The organism is Micromonospora sp. DT43, from assembly GCF_049841645.1.
Classification (GTDB): domain Bacteria; phylum Actinomycetota; class Actinomycetes; order Mycobacteriales; family Micromonosporaceae; genus Micromonospora.
This window is the reverse complement of the sequence record NZ_JBNCKR010000019.1, coordinates 40,288-55,759: the sequence shown is the minus strand read 5'-3', so window position 1 is coordinate 55,759 and position 15,472 is coordinate 40,288. Positions and strand designations below refer to the sequence as shown.

General features: G+C 72.2%; 13 protein-coding genes. 10 read left to right on the top strand and 3 right to left on the bottom strand.

Annotation, left to right across the window (positions count from 1 at the left end):
- Positions 1 to 7: 7 nt before the first annotated feature.
- The gene (locus ACLQ26_RS30370; RefSeq protein WP_425747780.1) at positions 8 to 586 is read right to left on the bottom strand and encodes a TetR/AcrR family transcriptional regulator; all 579 of its coding nucleotides are present in this window, start codon (positions 584 to 586) and stop codon (positions 8 to 10) included.
- Between the two features lie 118 nt (positions 587 to 704).
- On the opposite strand from ACLQ26_RS30370, the gene ACLQ26_RS30365 reads away from it, so the two are divergent.
- The 5 genes from ACLQ26_RS30365 to ACLQ26_RS30345 all read left to right on the top strand — a co-directional run bounded on the left by ACLQ26_RS30365 (position 705) and on the right by ACLQ26_RS30345 (position 5,301).
- The gene (locus ACLQ26_RS30365; RefSeq protein WP_425747779.1) at positions 705 to 1,244 is read left to right on the top strand and encodes an ArsR/SmtB family transcription factor; all 540 of its coding nucleotides are present in this window, start codon (positions 705 to 707) and stop codon (positions 1,242 to 1,244) included.
- Positions 1,241 to 2,521, top strand: coding sequence for an MFS transporter (locus ACLQ26_RS30360; protein WP_425747778.1), 1,281 nt, complete (start codon positions 1,241 to 1,243; stop codon positions 2,519 to 2,521). Before ACLQ26_RS30365 ends, ACLQ26_RS30360 begins: the two co-directional genes overlap by 4 nt.
- Positions 2,522 to 2,569: 48 nt before the next feature.
- The gene (locus tag ACLQ26_RS30355; protein WP_425747777.1) at positions 2,570 to 3,337 is read left to right on the top strand and encodes a GNAT family N-acetyltransferase; all 768 of its coding nucleotides are present in this window, start codon (positions 2,570 to 2,572) and stop codon (positions 3,335 to 3,337) included.
- A gap of 133 nt (positions 3,338 to 3,470) precedes the next feature.
- The gene (locus ACLQ26_RS30350) at positions 3,471 to 4,673 is read left to right on the top strand and encodes a low temperature requirement protein A (protein WP_425747776.1); all 1,203 of its coding nucleotides are present in this window, start codon (positions 3,471 to 3,473) and stop codon (positions 4,671 to 4,673) included.
- 235 nt (positions 4,674 to 4,908) lie between these two features.
- On the top strand, positions 4,909 to 5,301 hold the full coding sequence (locus ACLQ26_RS30345) for a hypothetical protein (RefSeq protein ID WP_425747775.1): 393 nt from the start codon (positions 4,909 to 4,911) through the stop codon (positions 5,299 to 5,301).
- Positions 5,302 to 5,323: 22 nt separating this feature from the next.
- On the opposite strand, the gene ACLQ26_RS30340 is transcribed toward ACLQ26_RS30345, so the two are convergent.
- The gene (locus ACLQ26_RS30340; protein WP_425747774.1) at positions 5,324 to 5,791 is read right to left on the bottom strand and encodes a hypothetical protein; all 468 of its coding nucleotides are present in this window, start codon (positions 5,789 to 5,791) and stop codon (positions 5,324 to 5,326) included.
- A gap of 169 nt (positions 5,792 to 5,960) precedes the next feature.
- On the opposite strand from ACLQ26_RS30340, the gene ACLQ26_RS30335 reads away from it, so the two are divergent.
- Positions 5,961 to 6,365 (top strand): MerR family transcriptional regulator, encoded by a 405-nt coding sequence (locus tag ACLQ26_RS30335; protein ID WP_425747773.1) that lies wholly within the window; start codon positions 5,961 to 5,963, stop codon positions 6,363 to 6,365.
- Positions 6,366 to 6,383: 18 nt separating this feature from the next.
- Positions 6,384 to 7,436, top strand: coding sequence for an NAD-dependent epimerase/dehydratase family protein (locus tag ACLQ26_RS30330; RefSeq protein ID WP_425747772.1), 1,053 nt, complete (start codon positions 6,384 to 6,386; stop codon positions 7,434 to 7,436).
- Between the two features lie 3 nt (positions 7,437 to 7,439).
- Here the strand turns inward: ACLQ26_RS30330 and ACLQ26_RS30325 are convergent, their stop codons facing one another.
- Positions 7,440 to 10,148, bottom strand: coding sequence for an MGH1-like glycoside hydrolase domain-containing protein (locus tag ACLQ26_RS30325; RefSeq protein WP_425747770.1), 2,709 nt, complete (start codon positions 10,146 to 10,148; stop codon positions 7,440 to 7,442).
- A gap of 42 nt (positions 10,149 to 10,190) precedes the next feature.
- Here ACLQ26_RS30325 and ACLQ26_RS30320 point away from each other — a divergent pair, with 42 nt between their 5' ends.
- From ACLQ26_RS30320 to ACLQ26_RS30310, 3 genes are all read left to right on the top strand, one after another.
- On the top strand, positions 10,191 to 12,140 hold the full coding sequence (locus ACLQ26_RS30320; protein WP_425747769.1) for an amylo-alpha-1,6-glucosidase: 1,950 nt from the start codon (positions 10,191 to 10,193) through the stop codon (positions 12,138 to 12,140).
- A gap of 137 nt (positions 12,141 to 12,277) precedes the next feature.
- Entirely contained in the window at positions 12,278 to 13,612 is a 1,335-nt protein-coding gene (locus tag ACLQ26_RS30315) for a glycosyltransferase family 4 protein (RefSeq protein WP_425747767.1), read from the top strand.
- Positions 13,613 to 13,695: 83 nt separating this feature from the next.
- Positions 13,696 to 15,384 carry a serine/threonine-protein kinase gene (locus tag ACLQ26_RS30310; RefSeq protein ID WP_425747766.1) on the top strand — a complete coding sequence of 563 codons (1,689 nt, stop codon included), beginning with the start codon at positions 13,696 to 13,698 and terminating at the stop codon, positions 15,382 to 15,384.
- The last annotated feature ends 88 nt before the right edge of the window (positions 15,385 to 15,472 follow it).

Below are 15,472 nucleotides of genomic sequence, written 5' to 3'. Positions count from 1 at the left end.
AATGCGCTCACGGCCACCGCAGTAGCCGTCGTGCGATCAACGCCTCCCGGTCCTCCTGCCCCTCGGGTCGCAGTCGACCACCCCGGGTGAGCATCACCACGCCGTGCAGCAGGCTCCAGCCCACCTCGGCGAGGGTGTCCGGGTCCCGGCCCTCCGCCAGCGGGGTCAGCGCCGCGCGCAGCTCGGCGAAGACCGCCCGCGGCGCGGCGGGCACGCCATCGACGCCGAGGGCCAGGTCGGGGGTCAGCGCGAGCATCGCGTCATAGACCTCGGGATTCGTGTACGCGAAGTCGAGGTACGCGGTCGCGACCGCCGGCCACACGGCCTCGGGGTTGCCGACGGCCTGACTGTGCGCCAGCGCGAGAGCGGCGGCCAGGTCGGCGAAGGCGCACACCGCGACTGCGGCGAGCAACGCTTCCAGATCCGCGAAGTGCCGGTAGAGGTCGCCGACGTCGACCTCGGCCCGCTCGGCCAACCGTCGGGTGGTCATCCCGGCCCAGCCCTCCGCCTCGGCCAGCTCTCGGGCGACCGTGACGATCAGGTCGCGCCGGTCCTGGTCGGTGGCCTTCTCGGCGGGTCCGGGCACGTCCACGAGCGTAGAGGCGAACACGGCGCGTGGTCACCGGCTGACGGATTGGTGACTGGGGTCGCGAGACTTCGGATACCCCTTGCGCAATGGTCAAGAAACGTTGACCATTGCTCCCATGCCTACCGACGATCTTCCCGAGACGTTCCACGTCACCACCGACGACCAACTCCGTGCCGTCTCCAACCTCACCCGGCACCGGATCATGGCCATGCTCCGCTTCGAGCCCGCGACGATCACCCAGATCGCCGAGCGGGTGGGCCTGGCGAAGGGGAGTTCCAGCTACCACGTACGCCTGCTGGAGCGGGCCGGCCTCATCACCGTGGTGCGGACGCGGAAGGTCCGGGGGGTCACCGAGCGGTACTACGCCATGGCCGCGCGGTCGATCGTGCTGCCGGATCCGGGCGAGGGAGGGCCGGACATGCTCATGCGGCATGCGGTGGCCGACCTGGAGGCGGCGCCGGCGCAGAGCGAGCGGCACGTACGGATGGCGCACCTGCGGCTCACCGAGGAGCAGTTCGCGGAGCTGGGGGCGCGACTGCAGGCACTTGCGGACGAGTACCGGGAACTGTCGGATCCGTCGCTGCCGGACGCGTCACTCGTCTTCGCGCTGTTCCACCCGGCACGCCGCCAGCAGGCCGAAGGGGATGCCAAATGACCTCAGACGCGCAGAAGTTGCCAACCGGATTCGGACGACTGTGGACCGCGCAGACGGTCTCCTCGCTCGGCGACGGGGTGTCGCGTGCCGCGCTGCCGCTGCTCGCGTTGACGTTGACGCGGGACCCGATGGCGCTCGCCGTCGTCGCGGCCGCGGGGACGCTGCCGTGGCTGCTCTTCGGAGTGCTCGGCGGCGCGCTGGTGGACCGCTGGGACCGCCGGCACACGATGTGGATCACGGACGCCGCGCGTGCCGTGCTGCTCGGGATACCCGCGGCGGCGGCCGTGCTCGACGTGCTGAGCATTCCGCTGCTCGCGACAGTGGCCTTCCTGCTCGGCGTCGGCGGGCTCTTCTTCGACACGGCCGCCACGGCCTACCTGCCGGACCTGCTCGGCCGTCACCCCGCACTCCTGGAGCGCGCCAACTCCCGCCTGCGCGGCGCCCAGACCGCCATGTCCGGCTTCGCGGGGCCGCCCGCGGGCAGTGCCCTGCTCGCGCTCGGACGGGCGGTGCCGCTGCTCGCCGACGCGGTGTCGTTCGCGCTCTCCGCACTTCTCGTACGGTCGCTGCCCGCCGTGCCCCGGCCCGTGCCGCAGGTACGCGAGTCGCTGCTGCGGCAGGCGCGGGCCGGCGCCTCGTACGTCTTCCGGGATCGTCTGCTACTCGGCCTCGCGCTGCGTCCGGCGGTCGGGAACGTCGCCTTCCTCGCTGTGGAGACCGTCCTCGCCCTGTTCGCACACGACCGCCTCGGCATCGACACCTACGGCTTCGGCCTGCTCCTCACCGCGGAGGCCACCGGCGGTCTGCTCGGCGCGGGCATCGCCTCGCAGCTCGGCCGGCGACTCGGCACCGGCACCGCACTGACCTGCACGGCCGCCCTCGAAGGGCTCGCCATCCTCGGTCTGGCCGCCGCCCCGAACCCGTACGTCGCCGGTTTCGCGCTCGCCGTCTGCGGAGCGGGCATGGGCGCCACGATGGTGCTCGGCCCCTCCCTCCGGCAGACGATCGTCCCCGCACACCTGATGGGCCGGGTCGCCTCCACGTCCCGCATGCTCGCCATGTGCGCCGCCCCGCTCGGCGCCTTCCTCGGCGGTTGGCTGGCCACCGCCTACGACGTACGCACGCCGCTGTACGCCGCCGCGGGTCTCCTCCTCGCCATGACCGCCGTCACGGCGACCATGACCAGCAACCGCCGGGTCGAGGCGGCCCTCCGTAGGACTGCCGACCGGGAGGATCGCGCGGAGGACATCCCCACCGACGCACTGATCTCCGCCTGATCGACGCACCCACCCGCTCCGACGTCACGACTGCCGGAAAGGCACCAGATGTTCTACTCGACCGTACGCGTCAGCACCGACCGCCCCCGCCGCCACATCACGCACCTCGTCTCCCACCTGGGGCACGATGCGGCCACCGAACTCGACGAGGAGCGCCGGTCCATCACGTGCAATGGCGGCAACTGCCTGCTCGTGGCGTCGACGACCCACCTCGACATGATCGTCAGAGCCGACGACGCGGACGGCGTCGCGGCGGTGGAGGACACCATCACCCACCACCTGCTGCGATTCGCGACCGGGGACGAGCGCACCGTCAACTGGCGGCCCCTGGTGCGACAGGCCACGAGCGACGACGACGCCGCTCTCCTCGCGCTCGACCGTGCGGCGTGGACCGCCGGGTCGGGGCTCGCATCCGCCGAGGGCGAGGAGCGAACGGCGTACTTCTCCGAACGGCGCAGGCCCGAGACCCACCTGGTCGCCGCCCTCGGCGACCAGATCGTCGGCGCCGTGAGCACCCACCGGACGACCCCCTTCCCGGAAGGGGCGCACGTCTTCGGCCTGTGGAACCTGGTGGTGGCCGAGCAGGCCCGCCGCAGGAACATCGCCTCGGCCCTGCTCTCGGCCGCCGAACGTCGTGCCGCCGCGCAGGGCGCGAAGAAGGTAGGACTGCGCGTCCTGGCGACAAACACCGGCGCCGTACGCCTCTACGAACGGCACGGTTACGCCGTCGAAGGCCGACACGTCGACGAGTTCCTGATCAACGGCGCCTACGTCGACGACATCAGCATGGGCAAGCGCCTGACGCCGCTCCCCTGACGGACGTCGCCGCCGAAGCGTGCGCCGGTCCCCACCTCTGCGTGCCACAGCCGATCCCTCGCTCGTTAGGCGAGCAGACCACCACGACGGGAGGGCACGTGGCCGTTGGGCGGCACCGGCCCTTGGCAGGCCGATGAGCGGGAAGCCTGGCGTACCGCTGGTGCGCGGCGAGGCCAGCCTCCAGCGGGCCACCTTCCTGGAACTCTTCCTCGACCTGGTCTTCGTCTTCGCCCTCACCCGGATCTCGGCACGGGTGATCGCCGACTTCACCGACGGCCAGCGCGGGGTGCTCGCCGGTCTCGGGCAGGCACTCCTGCTGTTCCTGGCCCTGTGGGCGGTCTGGTCGCTGACCGTCTGGTCGACCAGTTGGCTGGACCCGGAGGCGCCGATAGTCCAGACCGTGATCGTCCTGACGATGATCGGCGCCATGACGATGGCCGTCGCGGTGCCCGACGCCTTCGGCGCGCGGGCCGCCCTCTTCGCCATCACGTACGTGAGCCTCCAGATCGGCCGGGTGGTCTACTTCCACGTCGCCGGGCACGGCCGACCGGATCCGCGCCAGACCCTCCGGGTCCTGCTGTGGTTCGGTGTGAACGCGCCGCTCTGGATCATCGGTGGGCTGGTCGACGACGGCACGGTCCGCGGGCCACTGTGGACCGTCGCCGTCCTGGTCGACTACACCGGGCTCTACCTCGGATGGCCGACCCCCCGCATCGGCGCACAACGGATCGGCGGCCGGATGATCGCGGCCGAGCACCTGGCAGAGCGGTACCAGCAGTTCCTCCTCATCGCGATCGGGGAGGCGATCTTCGTGCTCGGGCTGGCGTTCAGCGGCAGCGGGTTCCACGCCGACCAGACGGGCGGCTACGTCCTGGCGCTGACGACCACAGTGCTGCTGTGGCGGATCTACTTCCACGTCGCGGGCAGGGTGCAGGACACCGCAGTCAGCCACTCCCACAACGCTCCCCGACTCGCCACCGAGATGGCGTTCGCCCACCTGGTCATGATCGCGGGGATCGTGCTGACCGGCGTCGGCTTCGAACTGTTCATCACCGAGCCGCGCGGGCACCTCCCGGCGGCCTGGCTCATCGCCATCCTCGGCGGCCCCGTGCTCTTCCTCGCCGGACGGTCGGCCCTCGAATACCAGGTCTTCGCCCGGGTCTCCCGATCCCGGCTGGCGGGCCTGCTGGCCCTCGGCCTGCTGGTGCCGGTGACGATCCACCTCGAACCTCTCACGGCCGGAGCCGCCGCCGCCGTTGTGCTCGCCGCCGTCGCCGTCGGGGACTCGCGACGCTCCCGCCAGCGGCCGGCAGAGACACCCCGGCCCCCGTTCTAGACGCTGCGGCTGGGGCTACGGCTGCCGCGAAGGGCGCTGGCCATCGCCTGTGGCTGGCCGCCGTGCCGATGTGCTGGTGAGCGGTATACCTCGGAGGTATGAATATGACTCTGAGGTATACCGCTCACGGCCGCGTCCGCCCCCGCGGAGGTGACCGACGGTCACCGCCGGCCGCCGGCTGCGCCCAGCCGACTCGGACCGAGCCCTTCAAAGGCTGACCAACTACCCTGCCGCCATGACGTCGGAGACCGTGCCGAGGAGACGACGGACGAAGCGCGTCCTCGTGGCCGTGTCCGTCACGGTGGGCCTGCTGTCGTGCCTGTGGGTCCTGTGGTTCCTGTCGTTGCGCGTGTTCGGCGATGAGGGAGCCCTACCCCCGAAGTCGCGGCTACCCGAGGTGCCGGCCGGGGCGAGCGTCGTCGACGAAAGCACGGAATGCGCCTCCGGTGGATGCTGGCGGCAGCTCACCCTGGCGCCCGCGGCGGGGCAGACACCGGAGGACCTGGCACGCGAGATGGGCCTCACCGAGGAGCAGAGCCTGCCGCCGACGTTGTTCGACCCCGGGTCCGTCTACGTGGGGGCCCGCGTCGCCGAGGGCAGGCTGATCGTGCACCTCGGCTACGAGTGAGAGCCCGACTCTCGGAGCGCGCTCAGAGGTCGGTGAGCGTCTTGACGTCGTGTTTCTCGAGCAACGCGGGCAGCGGGTCCGCGAGGCGCCGACGACGGGGCCGCCAGATGCGTCCCACTGTGGTCGGCGAGTTCGGTCCCGGCATGTCGTATGGACCGCCCTGGGGGTAGACCGTCAGGGCGCTCCCCCACAGCCCCGCATCCACCCAGCCCAGGCGCACGATCTCGGTCCAGGCGTACGAGCGTCGCAGACCACCGCGACCGCGGACCAGCAGCCCCACGTCATCGGCGAGCACCGCGTTTCGCCGGACGATGACGGCCACGATGATCGAAGCGGCGGCAGCCGCCAGGATGTTCCAGCCGAACAGGTCGAAGACCACCCCGACAACGATCACCACGACCAGGACCGCGACGGGTATCGCGATCGCGGGCCAGGCCCGCGACTCGCCGAGGACATGCACCTCACCCACCGGCCGCACCGACTCCCCCATAGCCGTTCACGATAGTGAATGGGTCACACATTCTCGTCCCCGAGCTGGCGGGTCGCTGACGCGTACGTCGCGTCACATCGTTTGACTTGAAGCGCTTGAAGTTGGGGACGCTTCAGTCATGGCAGCGACGGCGGCGAGGCGAACCGAATTTCCCCTGACCGTTCAGGAGATGGCCCAGCGGTCGGGCTTCAGCGAGCCCACGCTGCGGTACTACGAGAAGATCGGCCTGCTCGGCGTGGTGCCACGCGACGACAGCAGCGGGCACCGCCGCTACGGCACCCGGCTCGCCGAGCGAATCGACGCCCTGGCCTGCCTGCGCTCGTCCGGGATGAGCGTGGCGGATATGCGCCGGTACCTGACGTTGCTCGCCGAGGGCGACCGCGAGGCTGCCGCCGCGCAGCGCGACCTGTTCGCGCGACACGCCGAACGGCTGTCCGCCGAGATCGAGCGCCTACGGGTACGCCAGGCGTACATGCGTGGCAAAGCGGACATGTGGGACGCCCGACACCGAAGTGACGCCGCCGCCGAGACCCGCGCGATCGAGCAGGTCGAGCGCGCTCTTCAGGATTTCTGAGAAACGAGGACACAAACAATGTCGAACGACGTTCAACTCCGCGCCACCGACGACGCGCTCGTGCTGGTGACCGGTGCCACCGGGCACGTCGGCGGGTACTCCGTGGCCAGACTGCTCGACGAGGGCTACCGGGTACGGGTGACAGTCCGCGCGCCGGGCCAGCAGGACGAGGTGCTCGACCGGGTCCGGCAGACCGGCACCAACCCGGACGACCGGGTCGAGTTCCGGACCGCGGCCCTCGCCGCCGACGAGGGCTGGGCCGAGGCGGCCGAGGGGGCGCGGTACGTGCTGCACCACGCATCGCCCTTCCCGTTCACCCCGCCCGCGAACGACGACGAGGTGATCCGCCCAGCCCGCGACGGAGCGCTGCGGGTCCTGCGGGCCGCCCGCGAGGCGGGGGTACGGCGTGTCGTGCTCACCTCGTCGTACGCCGCGGTGGGCTACACGGTGAAGCCCGACGGCCGGTACAGCGAGGCGGACTGGACGAACGTGGACGACGACATCCCGGCGTACCACCGGTCGAAGACGCTCGCCGAGCGGGCCGCCTGGGACTACGTCCGGGACAACGTCGGTGTCGAGCTGAGCGTGGTCAACCCGACAGGCATCTTCGGGCCGCTGCTGGGCACCCGGATGTCCGCGTCGATCGGGCTGGTGCAGGCGTTCCTCCAGGGCTCGATGCCTGTCGTACCCCGGATGTACTTCGGGGTCGTCGACGTCCGGGACGTCGTCGACCTGCACCTACGCGCGATGCTGCACCCGGCCGCCGCCGGCGGACGGTTCATCGGCGTCGGCGGACCCACGATCAGCTTCCTCGACATGGCGGGAATGCTGGCCCGGCACCTGCCCAGCCTGGCGGACAGGGTGCCGGCTCGGGAACTCACCGACGACGAGGTCCGCGAGGCTGCGAAGACCGAGCCGGCGCTACGCGACGCGGCCGCCCTGCGGGGTCAGGTGCCGGTGATCAGCAACGACAAGGCGCGCAGCGTCCTCGGCTGGCAGCCACGTCCGGTGCGGACGACCATCACCGACACCGCCGACAGCCTGATCAAACTCGGCCTGATCACCGCCTGACCGTCAGCGGCGCAGGGTGAGGATCAGGTCGGCGATCAGGGCGGTCCAGCCGGTCTGGTGCCAGGCGCCCAGGCCGGCGCCGTTGTCGCCGTGGAAGTACTCCGGGAACGAGATCAGGTCGCGCCAGTCCGGGTGGGTCTGGAACAACTGCGCAGCCCCGTAGATCGGTCGACGACCCCAGTCGTCCTGGGTGAACAGCGAGATCAGCCGGGCGGACAGGTCGTCGGCGATCTCGTCCAACGACAGTTTCACCCCGGACCGGGTCGGATACTCCACCTGCAGGTCGTCGCCGAAGAACGCCGCGTAGTCGCGCAGCGCGCTGATCAGCAGGAAGTTCGTCGGCATCCAGATCGGCCCGCGCCAGTTCGAGTTGCCACCGAACAGGCCGCTCGTCGACTCGGCCGGTTCGTAGCCGACGGAGAACTCCTGCCCGCCGAGCGTCACCGAGAACGGCTTGTCCAGGTGCGCGCGGGACAGCGTCCGCAGGCCGAAGTCGGAGAGGAACTCGTCGGGGTCGAGCATCCGGGCGAGCAGCCGGACCACCTGCTCCTGGCCGACCATGGACAGCAGCCGCTGCTGGCGGCCGTCCGGGCCGAGTCGGCGGGTGCCGATCACCTGGGCGTACTCGGGGCGGTTGGTGAGGAACCAGCGCAGCCGGGCGCCCAACTCCGGCAGCCGGTGCAGGGTCTTGGCGGTGAGGCGGGTGGTGGCGGCCAGCGGCAGCAGCCCGACCACCGAGCGGACCTTCAGCGGCACCTTCGTGCCGTCGGCGAGGCGCAGCACGTCGTAGAAGAAGGCGTCCTCGTCGTCCCACAGCCCCTGCTCGTACGCGGCTGCCGCGATGTAGAGGAAGTGCTCGAAGAACTTGGTGGCCGTGTCCACCCACGTCCGGTCGTGCTCGGCCAGCACGATGGCCATGTCGAGCAGGTTGAGGGCGTACATGGCCATCCAGCCGGTGCCGTCGGACTGCTCCAGCACACCGGCCACGGGCAGCGCCGCCGAGCGGTCGAACGGCCCGACGTTGTCCAGCCCGAGGAAGCCGCCCTCGAAGACGTTGTTGCCGCCGGTGTCCTTGCGGTTGACCCACCAGGTGAAGTTGAGCAGCAGCTTGTGCATCACCCGGCCCAGGAACTCGAAGTCCCGGCCGCCGTCGATCTCGAACACCTTGAGCGCCGCCCAGGCGTGCACCGGCGGGTTCACGTCGCCGAACGCCCACTCGTACGCCGGGATCTGCCCGTTGGGGTGCAGGTACCACTCGCGCAGCAGGAGCAGGATCTGCTCCTTGGCGAAGCCCGGGTCGACCCGGGCGATGCTCACGCAGTGGAAGGCCAGGTCCCAGGCCGCGTACCAGGGGTACTCCCAGGGGTCGGGCATGGAGATGACGTCGAAGCTTGTCATGTGCCACCAGGCGCTGTTGCGCCCGTGCCGACGCCCGGCCGGCGGGGGCGACGAGCCCGGATCGCCGTCCAGCCAGCGCTTGACGTCGAAGTGGTAGAACTGCTTGCCCCACATCAGCCCGGCGATGGCCTGCCGCGCGACAAGCGCCTCGTCGGCTGTCGCGGCCTCCGGGATCACGCCGGCGAAGAAGCGGTTCGCCTCGGCCCGCCGGGCCCACACCACGGCCTCGAAGCCGTCGCGGAGGTCGGCCGGGGGTGGCGGGGCGGCGGCCGGCGGGGAGGCGGTACGGGTCAGCCGCAACCGGATCTGACGCTGCCCGCCGGCCGGCACGTCGAGCACGTAGTGCAGCGCGCCCTTGGTGCCCTCGCGGGCCGGGTTGACAGTGGGGGCGCCGTTGACCACGTGGTCGTTGATGCCGTCCTTCGGGTACGGGGATCGGCCGGGCAGCCCCCACAGCCGTTCGGCGTTCGTGTCGTTGTCGCAGAGCAGCGGCACCGGGCCGCCGTCGCCCTCCAACAGCAGTTGGCCGAGCACCCGGTGCTCACCCACCAGCCGGGTGCCCTCCCCGGTCAGCCGGGGAATCCGGTCGCCGCCGGGCAGCCCCCAGGCCCACGTGTTGCGGAACCACAGGGTGGGCAGCACGTGCAGGGTCGCCGCCCGATCGCCCCGGTTGGCCACTGTCACCACGATGCACAGGTCGGTCGGTGACGCCTTGGCGTAGTCGACGGTCACCGCCCAGTACCTGTCGTCGTCGAAGATCCCGGTGTCGACCAGCTCGTACTCGGTGTCGTCCCGGCCGCGCAGCGCGTTGACCGCGACGAGTTCGTCGTACGGGAAGGCGGCCTGCGGATAGTGGTAGCGCCAGCGCATCCAGGAGTGGGTGGGCGTGGAGTCCTCGTACCACCAGTACTCCTTGGCGTCCTCCCCGTGGTTGCCGCTGTCGCCGCCGAGGCCGAACATCCGCTCCTTGAGGATCGGGTCCCTGCCGTTCCACAGCGCCAGGGCGAAGGCGAAGGTCTGACGGTCGTCGCAGACGCCCGCCATCCCGTCTTCGTTCCAACGGTAGGCTCTGGACCGCGCATGGTCGTGCGGGAAGTAGTCCCACGCCGTACCGTGCTCGCTGTAGTCCTCCCGTACCGTCCCCCACGCCCGCTCGGACAGATAGGGACCCCATGCGCGCCAGTCCTGCTCCCCCGAGTCGGCCTGGGCGAGCCGGAGCCGCTCAGCGTCGGGTGGCGAGGCGTCGGAGGACGAGCGGTCATTGATCACGTGCACATCTTTGACGCCGCCGCGGTGCTTGACCACAGCGGCCATTCTCGTCGTGGTGTGTTACACCTCGGCGGCGGTGGAGGAAAGTTGATCGACATTAACTTCGGTCCGCAGGTCTGCGGCGATCTGACCAGCGCGTCCAGCCGGGAGTGGCTGGTGCCCGATGGCCTCGGCGGGTACGCGATGGGCACCGTCGGTGGGCTGCGGACCCGCCGCTACCACGGTCTGCTGGTGGTGCCGGGCGAAACTCCCGCGTCCCGCCAGGTGGGACTCGTGAGCCTCGACCCGACTGTCACCCTGCCGTCCGGCGCGCGGATCCGGCTCGGCGCCCACGAGTGGTCCTCCGGCGACGTCGACCCGCGCGGCTTCGAGCTGCTGGAGCGCTTCGACCTGGTCGACGGGCTGCCCCGGTGGCGGTGGCGGATCGGCGCGGTAGTGATCGAGCGGGAGCTGGCAATGCTGCCCGGCCGCTCCTGCGTGGCGGTCGTCCACCGGCTGGTCGCCGGCGGTCCGGTCCGGCTGGAGCTCTCCGCCGCGTGCACCTGGCGCGACGCGCACGGCGAGCGCCGGGCCGACGGCCCGACGCCGCAGGTCGAGGCGGTCGCCGACGGCGCGGTGGTCGAGGGCGCGTACCGGCTCGCCGGGCCCGGCTGGACGCCGGAGGGGCAGTGGTGGCTGGGCGTGCACCACCGTGAGGAGGCCGTCCGGGGTCTGCAACCGAACGAGGACGTCTGGTACGCGGGCCGTTTCGCCGGCGAGCTGGAACGCCCCGGCGACACGGTGTCGGTGCGGGCCTGGGCGGGTCGGCTGGACGAGGAGCCGCCGCCGGCCGCCGAGATCGTGGCGACGGCCCGGCGACGCAACCGGCAGGTGGTGGCCGCGGCGAAGCCGGCCGATGGGGTGGACGCGACGCTGGCGCTGGCCGCCGACGCGTTCGTGGTCCGTCCCGGTGGTGGCGGCGCGGCCGTCGACGTGGTGGCCGGGTACCCGTGGTTCGGCGCCTGGTCGCGGGACACGATGATCTCGTACGAGGGGTTGTTCCTCTGCACCGGTCGGGCCGCCGAGGGGCGCGAGCTGCTGCGGGCGTACGCGGCGACGCTGTCCGAGGGGATGCTCGCCAACACGGCCGACACGGGCCGGGTGGAGTACAACACCGTCGACGGCACGCTGTGGTTCCTGCACGCGGTGAGCCGGCACGTGACGGTCACCGGCGACACCGACCTCGGTGACGAGCTGCTGCCCGCGCTGCGCGCTGTCGTGGACGCGCACGTCGCCGGCACCCGGTACGGGATCGTCGTCGACCCGGCCGACGGCCTGCTCACCCAGGGCGCCCCCGGCAGCGCGCTCACCTGGATGGACGCCCGCGTGTACGGGGTGCCGGTCACCCCGCGCACGGGCAAGCCGGTCGAGGTCAACGCGCTGTGGATCAACGGGCTGGCCGGTCTGGCCGAGCTGACCGAGCTGGCCGGGCAGGACGCGGCCGAGCTGTGGCGACGGCACGCACAGGCGACCGCGTCGTTCCGGGACCGCTACCCGTCCCCGACCGGCTGGCTGCACGACGTGCTGGACGCTCCCGCGCCGGCGTACCCGCTGGGTGGGGCGGCCCTGCACGACGACGACGCGCTGCGCCCCAACCAGCTGGTGGCCTGGTCGCTGCCGTTCGCGCCGCTGGAGCCGGACGAGCCGACGCTGCGCCGCATCGCGACCGGGCTGCTCACCCCGCTCGGGCCGCGCAGTCTCGCGCCGGATTCTCCCGAGTTCGTGGCCCGGCATCGGGGTGGCCCGGCCGAGCGGGATGGCGGCTACCACCAGGGCACGGTGTGGCCGTGGCTGCTCGGGCCGTACGTGGACGCCGCCCGGCGGGGCAAGATGTCGGTCGATGACGCATTGATCGGCATAGAGTCCCATCTGACCGAATATGGGCTAGGATCGGTAAGTGAGACGGCCGACGGCGTCGCGCCGCACTCCGCGACCGGCTGCCCGTTCCAGGCGTGGTCGGTGGCCGAGTTGCTGCGGGTGCGCCGAAAAGGCCAGTAGCGCTTTACACGACCGCAACGGCGGTGTCTCCGCTGGTTATCTCGGCCCCGGCAGGATTGGCCCCGATCCAGACGCGACGGCGACATCGACTCCGGTGCCGGTCGGCGCGCGCCCGGGGACAACTCAAAGGGGGCCGCATGTCACCCGACGCCCACGTGATCGACATCCACCCCGCTCGTCAGCTGCGGGTGCTGATGCTGTCCTGGGAATATCCGCCGGTGCTCGTCGGCGGCCTCGGTCGACACGTGCACGCCCTCTCCGTCGCCCTCGCCGCCGCCGGCCACGACGTCACGGTCGTCACCCGCCACGCCGAGGGCGCACCCCTGGAGGAGTACGCCGACGGCGTCCGCATCCTGCGCGCACCCGAGGACCCGGTCGCCTTCCCCCTCGCCACCGGCTCCCTCCTCGCGTGGACGATGGCCTTCAACCACACCCTCACCCGCACCGCCCTGCGCGCCACCCAGGCCGGCAGCTACGACGTCATCCACGCCCACGACTGGCTCGTCGCCCACACCGCGACCACAGTCGCCGAACACCTCGACCTGCCGCTGGTCACCACCATCCACGCGACCGAGGCGGGCCGGCACCAGGGCTGGCTGCCCGAGGAGATGAACCGCACCATCCACGGCGTCGAGCACTGGCTCAGCGGCTCCTCCACCCGGGTGATCACCTGTTCGGGTTACATGCGCGACCAGGTCAGCGCACTGTTCGACGTACCGCCAGGGCTTGTCGACGTGGTCCCCAACGGGGTCGACGACCGCGCCTGGCGGGCCCGCCCGCGCGCGGTCGCCTCGGCCCGCGCGCGGTTCGCCGCGGACGGCCCCCTCGTCGGGTACGCGGGACGCCTGGTCTACGAGAAGGGTGTGCAGCACCTCGTGCACGCGGTGCCCCGGCTGCGCGAGCGGCACCCCGGGCTGCGCGTGGTGATCGCCGGCGACGGCCCGTACCGCCCCGAGTTGGAGGCGCAGGCCCGCCGCCTGGCGCTCGGCTCGACAGTCCGCTTCACAGGCTTCCTCGACGCCACCCAACTGCCGGCGGTGCTCGGCGCCACCGACGCGACAGTGGTCCCCAGTCTCTACGAGCCGTTCGGCATGGTGGCTCTGGAAGCGGCCGCGGCCGGGGCGCCGCTGGCCGTGGCTCGCACCGGCGGCCTCGCCGAGATCGTCGAACCCGGCGTGACAGGCGTGACGTTCCCGCACAGCGATCCGGCGGCCCTCGCGGGCGCGGTCGACCAACTGCTCGGCGACGAGGTCTTCGCCCGACGGGTGGCCCGACGCGCCCGCACCATGGTCGGCGAGCGGTACGGCTGGGCCACCATCGCGGCCCGCACCGCCGCCAGCTACGCCACCGCCCGTCGTGAGTACGGCCCGCTCCAGGCCCGCCGGGCCGCCGCCCGACTGGCCGGCGGACGCGACCGGATCGCCATCCCCGAGGGCAACCTGCTCGCCGCCGCCGACCACGCCGCCTGCTGAGCCAGATCGGACGACCGATAGGTGACTTCCGATCCGCTGGTTAGGGTGTACCCCGGACAGCGGCTGAGGAGGAGCGTGCGCAGGTGCTGATCGCCGGTCGGTACCGGCTGCTCGACCTGGTGGGTCGGGGGGGCATGGGTCGGGTGTGGCGAGCCCGCGACGAGATGCTTCATCGCGAGGTCGCGGTCAAGGAGGTCGTACCGCCGAGTTGGTTGGCCGACCACGAGCGGGCCGAGCTGCGCTCGCGCACGCTGCGCGAGGCGCGCGCCGCGGCCCGGCTCAACCATCCCGCCGTGGTCCGGCTCTACGACGTCGTCCCGGTCGAGGGCAGCCCGTGGATCGTGATGGAGTACGTCCCGTCGCGCACCCTGCAGGACGTCATCGACGCCGAGGGGCCGCTGGCGCCGGTCCGCGCCGCGCGGATCGGCCTGGCCCTGCTCGGCGCGCTGGAGGCCGCGCACACGGCGGGAGTGCTGCACCGCGACGTCAAACCGCAGAACGTGCTCGTCGCCCACGACGGCCGGGTGATGCTCGCCGACTTCGGGCTGGCCACCTTCGACGGCGGGGACGGCGCGATGACCCGCCCCGGGATGGTGCTCGGCTCCCCGCAGTACGTCGCACCGGAGCGGGCTGCCGAGGGGGTGTCCACTGTCGCGGCCGACCTGTGGTCGCTCGGGGCCACCCTGCACGCCGCCGTCGAGGGCCGCTCCCCGTACGCCCGCAGCAACGCGATGGCCACGCTCAGCGCGCTGGCCGCGGGCCCACCGGACCCGGCCCCGCACGCGGGACCGCTCGCGCCGGTGCTCGCCGGGCTGCTGCGCCGCGACCCGGGTGACCGCCTCGACCACGACGGGGCCCGCCGGCTGCTCACCGCCGCCGACGGCAGCGAGGCCGTTCCACCTGGGAACGCTCCGACCGGCGCTCGCCCGAGCGCCGAACCGGGTGCCCCGGCCTCGGGAGATGCGACAGCTGTCGCCCCAGCGGCACCCGAGCGACCGGGCGGACTACTGGGTCGGCGGCCCAGGGCGCGGCGGGCGGCGCTTGTCGTCACCGCGCTGCTCGTGGCCGCCGCGGCCGGCGTGGGCACCGCGCTGGCCGTCGCGGGTGACGCCCCGACCGACACCGCCGGGCGGTCCACCACGCCATCGGCGGGCCGTCCGAACGACGGCGGCGGCCCGAACGGGGGCTACGGCGATGACCGGGGCGGCCCGTACGGCGGTGGCGGTCCCGGCCGGCCCGGCCCGCCGCCGAATGGCCGCGACGTGCCTCCGCCACCGTTCCCCTGCGTCCATCCGGACGTCGCGGGCCCGCCGGTCTCGGCCGGATCACCCGCGCCGGGCGAGCGGTTCCGGCCACCCACGGGTTGGGTCTGGCACGCCGACAGCACCGGCTTCCGCGTTTCCGTGCCGGCGACCTGGCACTACTCGCGCGAGGGCGCGGTGGTGTGCTTCCAGGACCCGGCCACCGGACGGGCGTTGAGCGTCGCGCAGGGTGGCGCGGCCGACCCGCTGACCCGACTGCGGTCGGCCCGCGACGAGGCGACCGGTGCCGGGGCGCTGCCGGGCTACGACGAGATCCGGCTCGCCGCGGGCGGCGGCGGCGCGGAGTGGGAGTGCCGGTGGACGGCCCCGTACGGCCCCGTGCTGCGCGCCCGGCAGCAGATCCTCGCGGACCAGCGCTGGACACTGGGCTGGATCACCGACGACAGGGACTGGACGGCTGCCGGCGCGGACTGGACGGCAGTGCGAGACAGTTTCCGACCAACCCGCTGACCTGCGCCGTATGGCCCTGATCGGCCCTCCGTCCGGCGTGGATCGAGGCCGCTCAGCGGATGAGAAATACAGCGTTGGTGGTTATCGT

Excerpts from the sequence above, each read along its gene's own strand:
- ACLQ26_RS30365 (WP_425747779.1), top strand. The coding sequence starts at position 705 with ATGCCTACCGACGATCTTCCCGAGACGTTCCACGTCACCACCGACGAC.
- ACLQ26_RS30360 (WP_425747778.1), top strand. The coding sequence starts at position 1,241 with ATGACCTCAGACGCGCAGAAGTTGCCAACCGGATTCGGACGACTGTGG.
- ACLQ26_RS30355 (WP_425747777.1), top strand. The coding sequence starts at position 2,570 with ATGTTCTACTCGACCGTACGCGTCAGCACCGACCGCCCCCGCCGCCAC.
- ACLQ26_RS30350 (WP_425747776.1), top strand. The coding sequence starts at position 3,471 with ATGAGCGGGAAGCCTGGCGTACCGCTGGTGCGCGGCGAGGCCAGCCTC.
- ACLQ26_RS30345 (WP_425747775.1), top strand. The coding sequence starts at position 4,909 with ATGACGTCGGAGACCGTGCCGAGGAGACGACGGACGAAGCGCGTCCTC.
- ACLQ26_RS30340 (WP_425747774.1), bottom strand. The coding sequence starts at position 5,791 with ATGGGGGAGTCGGTGCGGCCGGTGGGTGAGGTGCATGTCCTCGGCGAG.
- ACLQ26_RS30335 (WP_425747773.1), top strand. The coding sequence starts at position 5,961 with ATGGCCCAGCGGTCGGGCTTCAGCGAGCCCACGCTGCGGTACTACGAG.
- ACLQ26_RS30330 (WP_425747772.1), top strand. The coding sequence starts at position 6,384 with ATGTCGAACGACGTTCAACTCCGCGCCACCGACGACGCGCTCGTGCTG.
- ACLQ26_RS30325 (WP_425747770.1), bottom strand. The coding sequence starts at position 10,148 with ATGGCCGCTGTGGTCAAGCACCGCGGCGGCGTCAAAGATGTGCACGTG.
- ACLQ26_RS30315 (WP_425747767.1), top strand. The coding sequence starts at position 12,278 with ATGTCACCCGACGCCCACGTGATCGACATCCACCCCGCTCGTCAGCTG.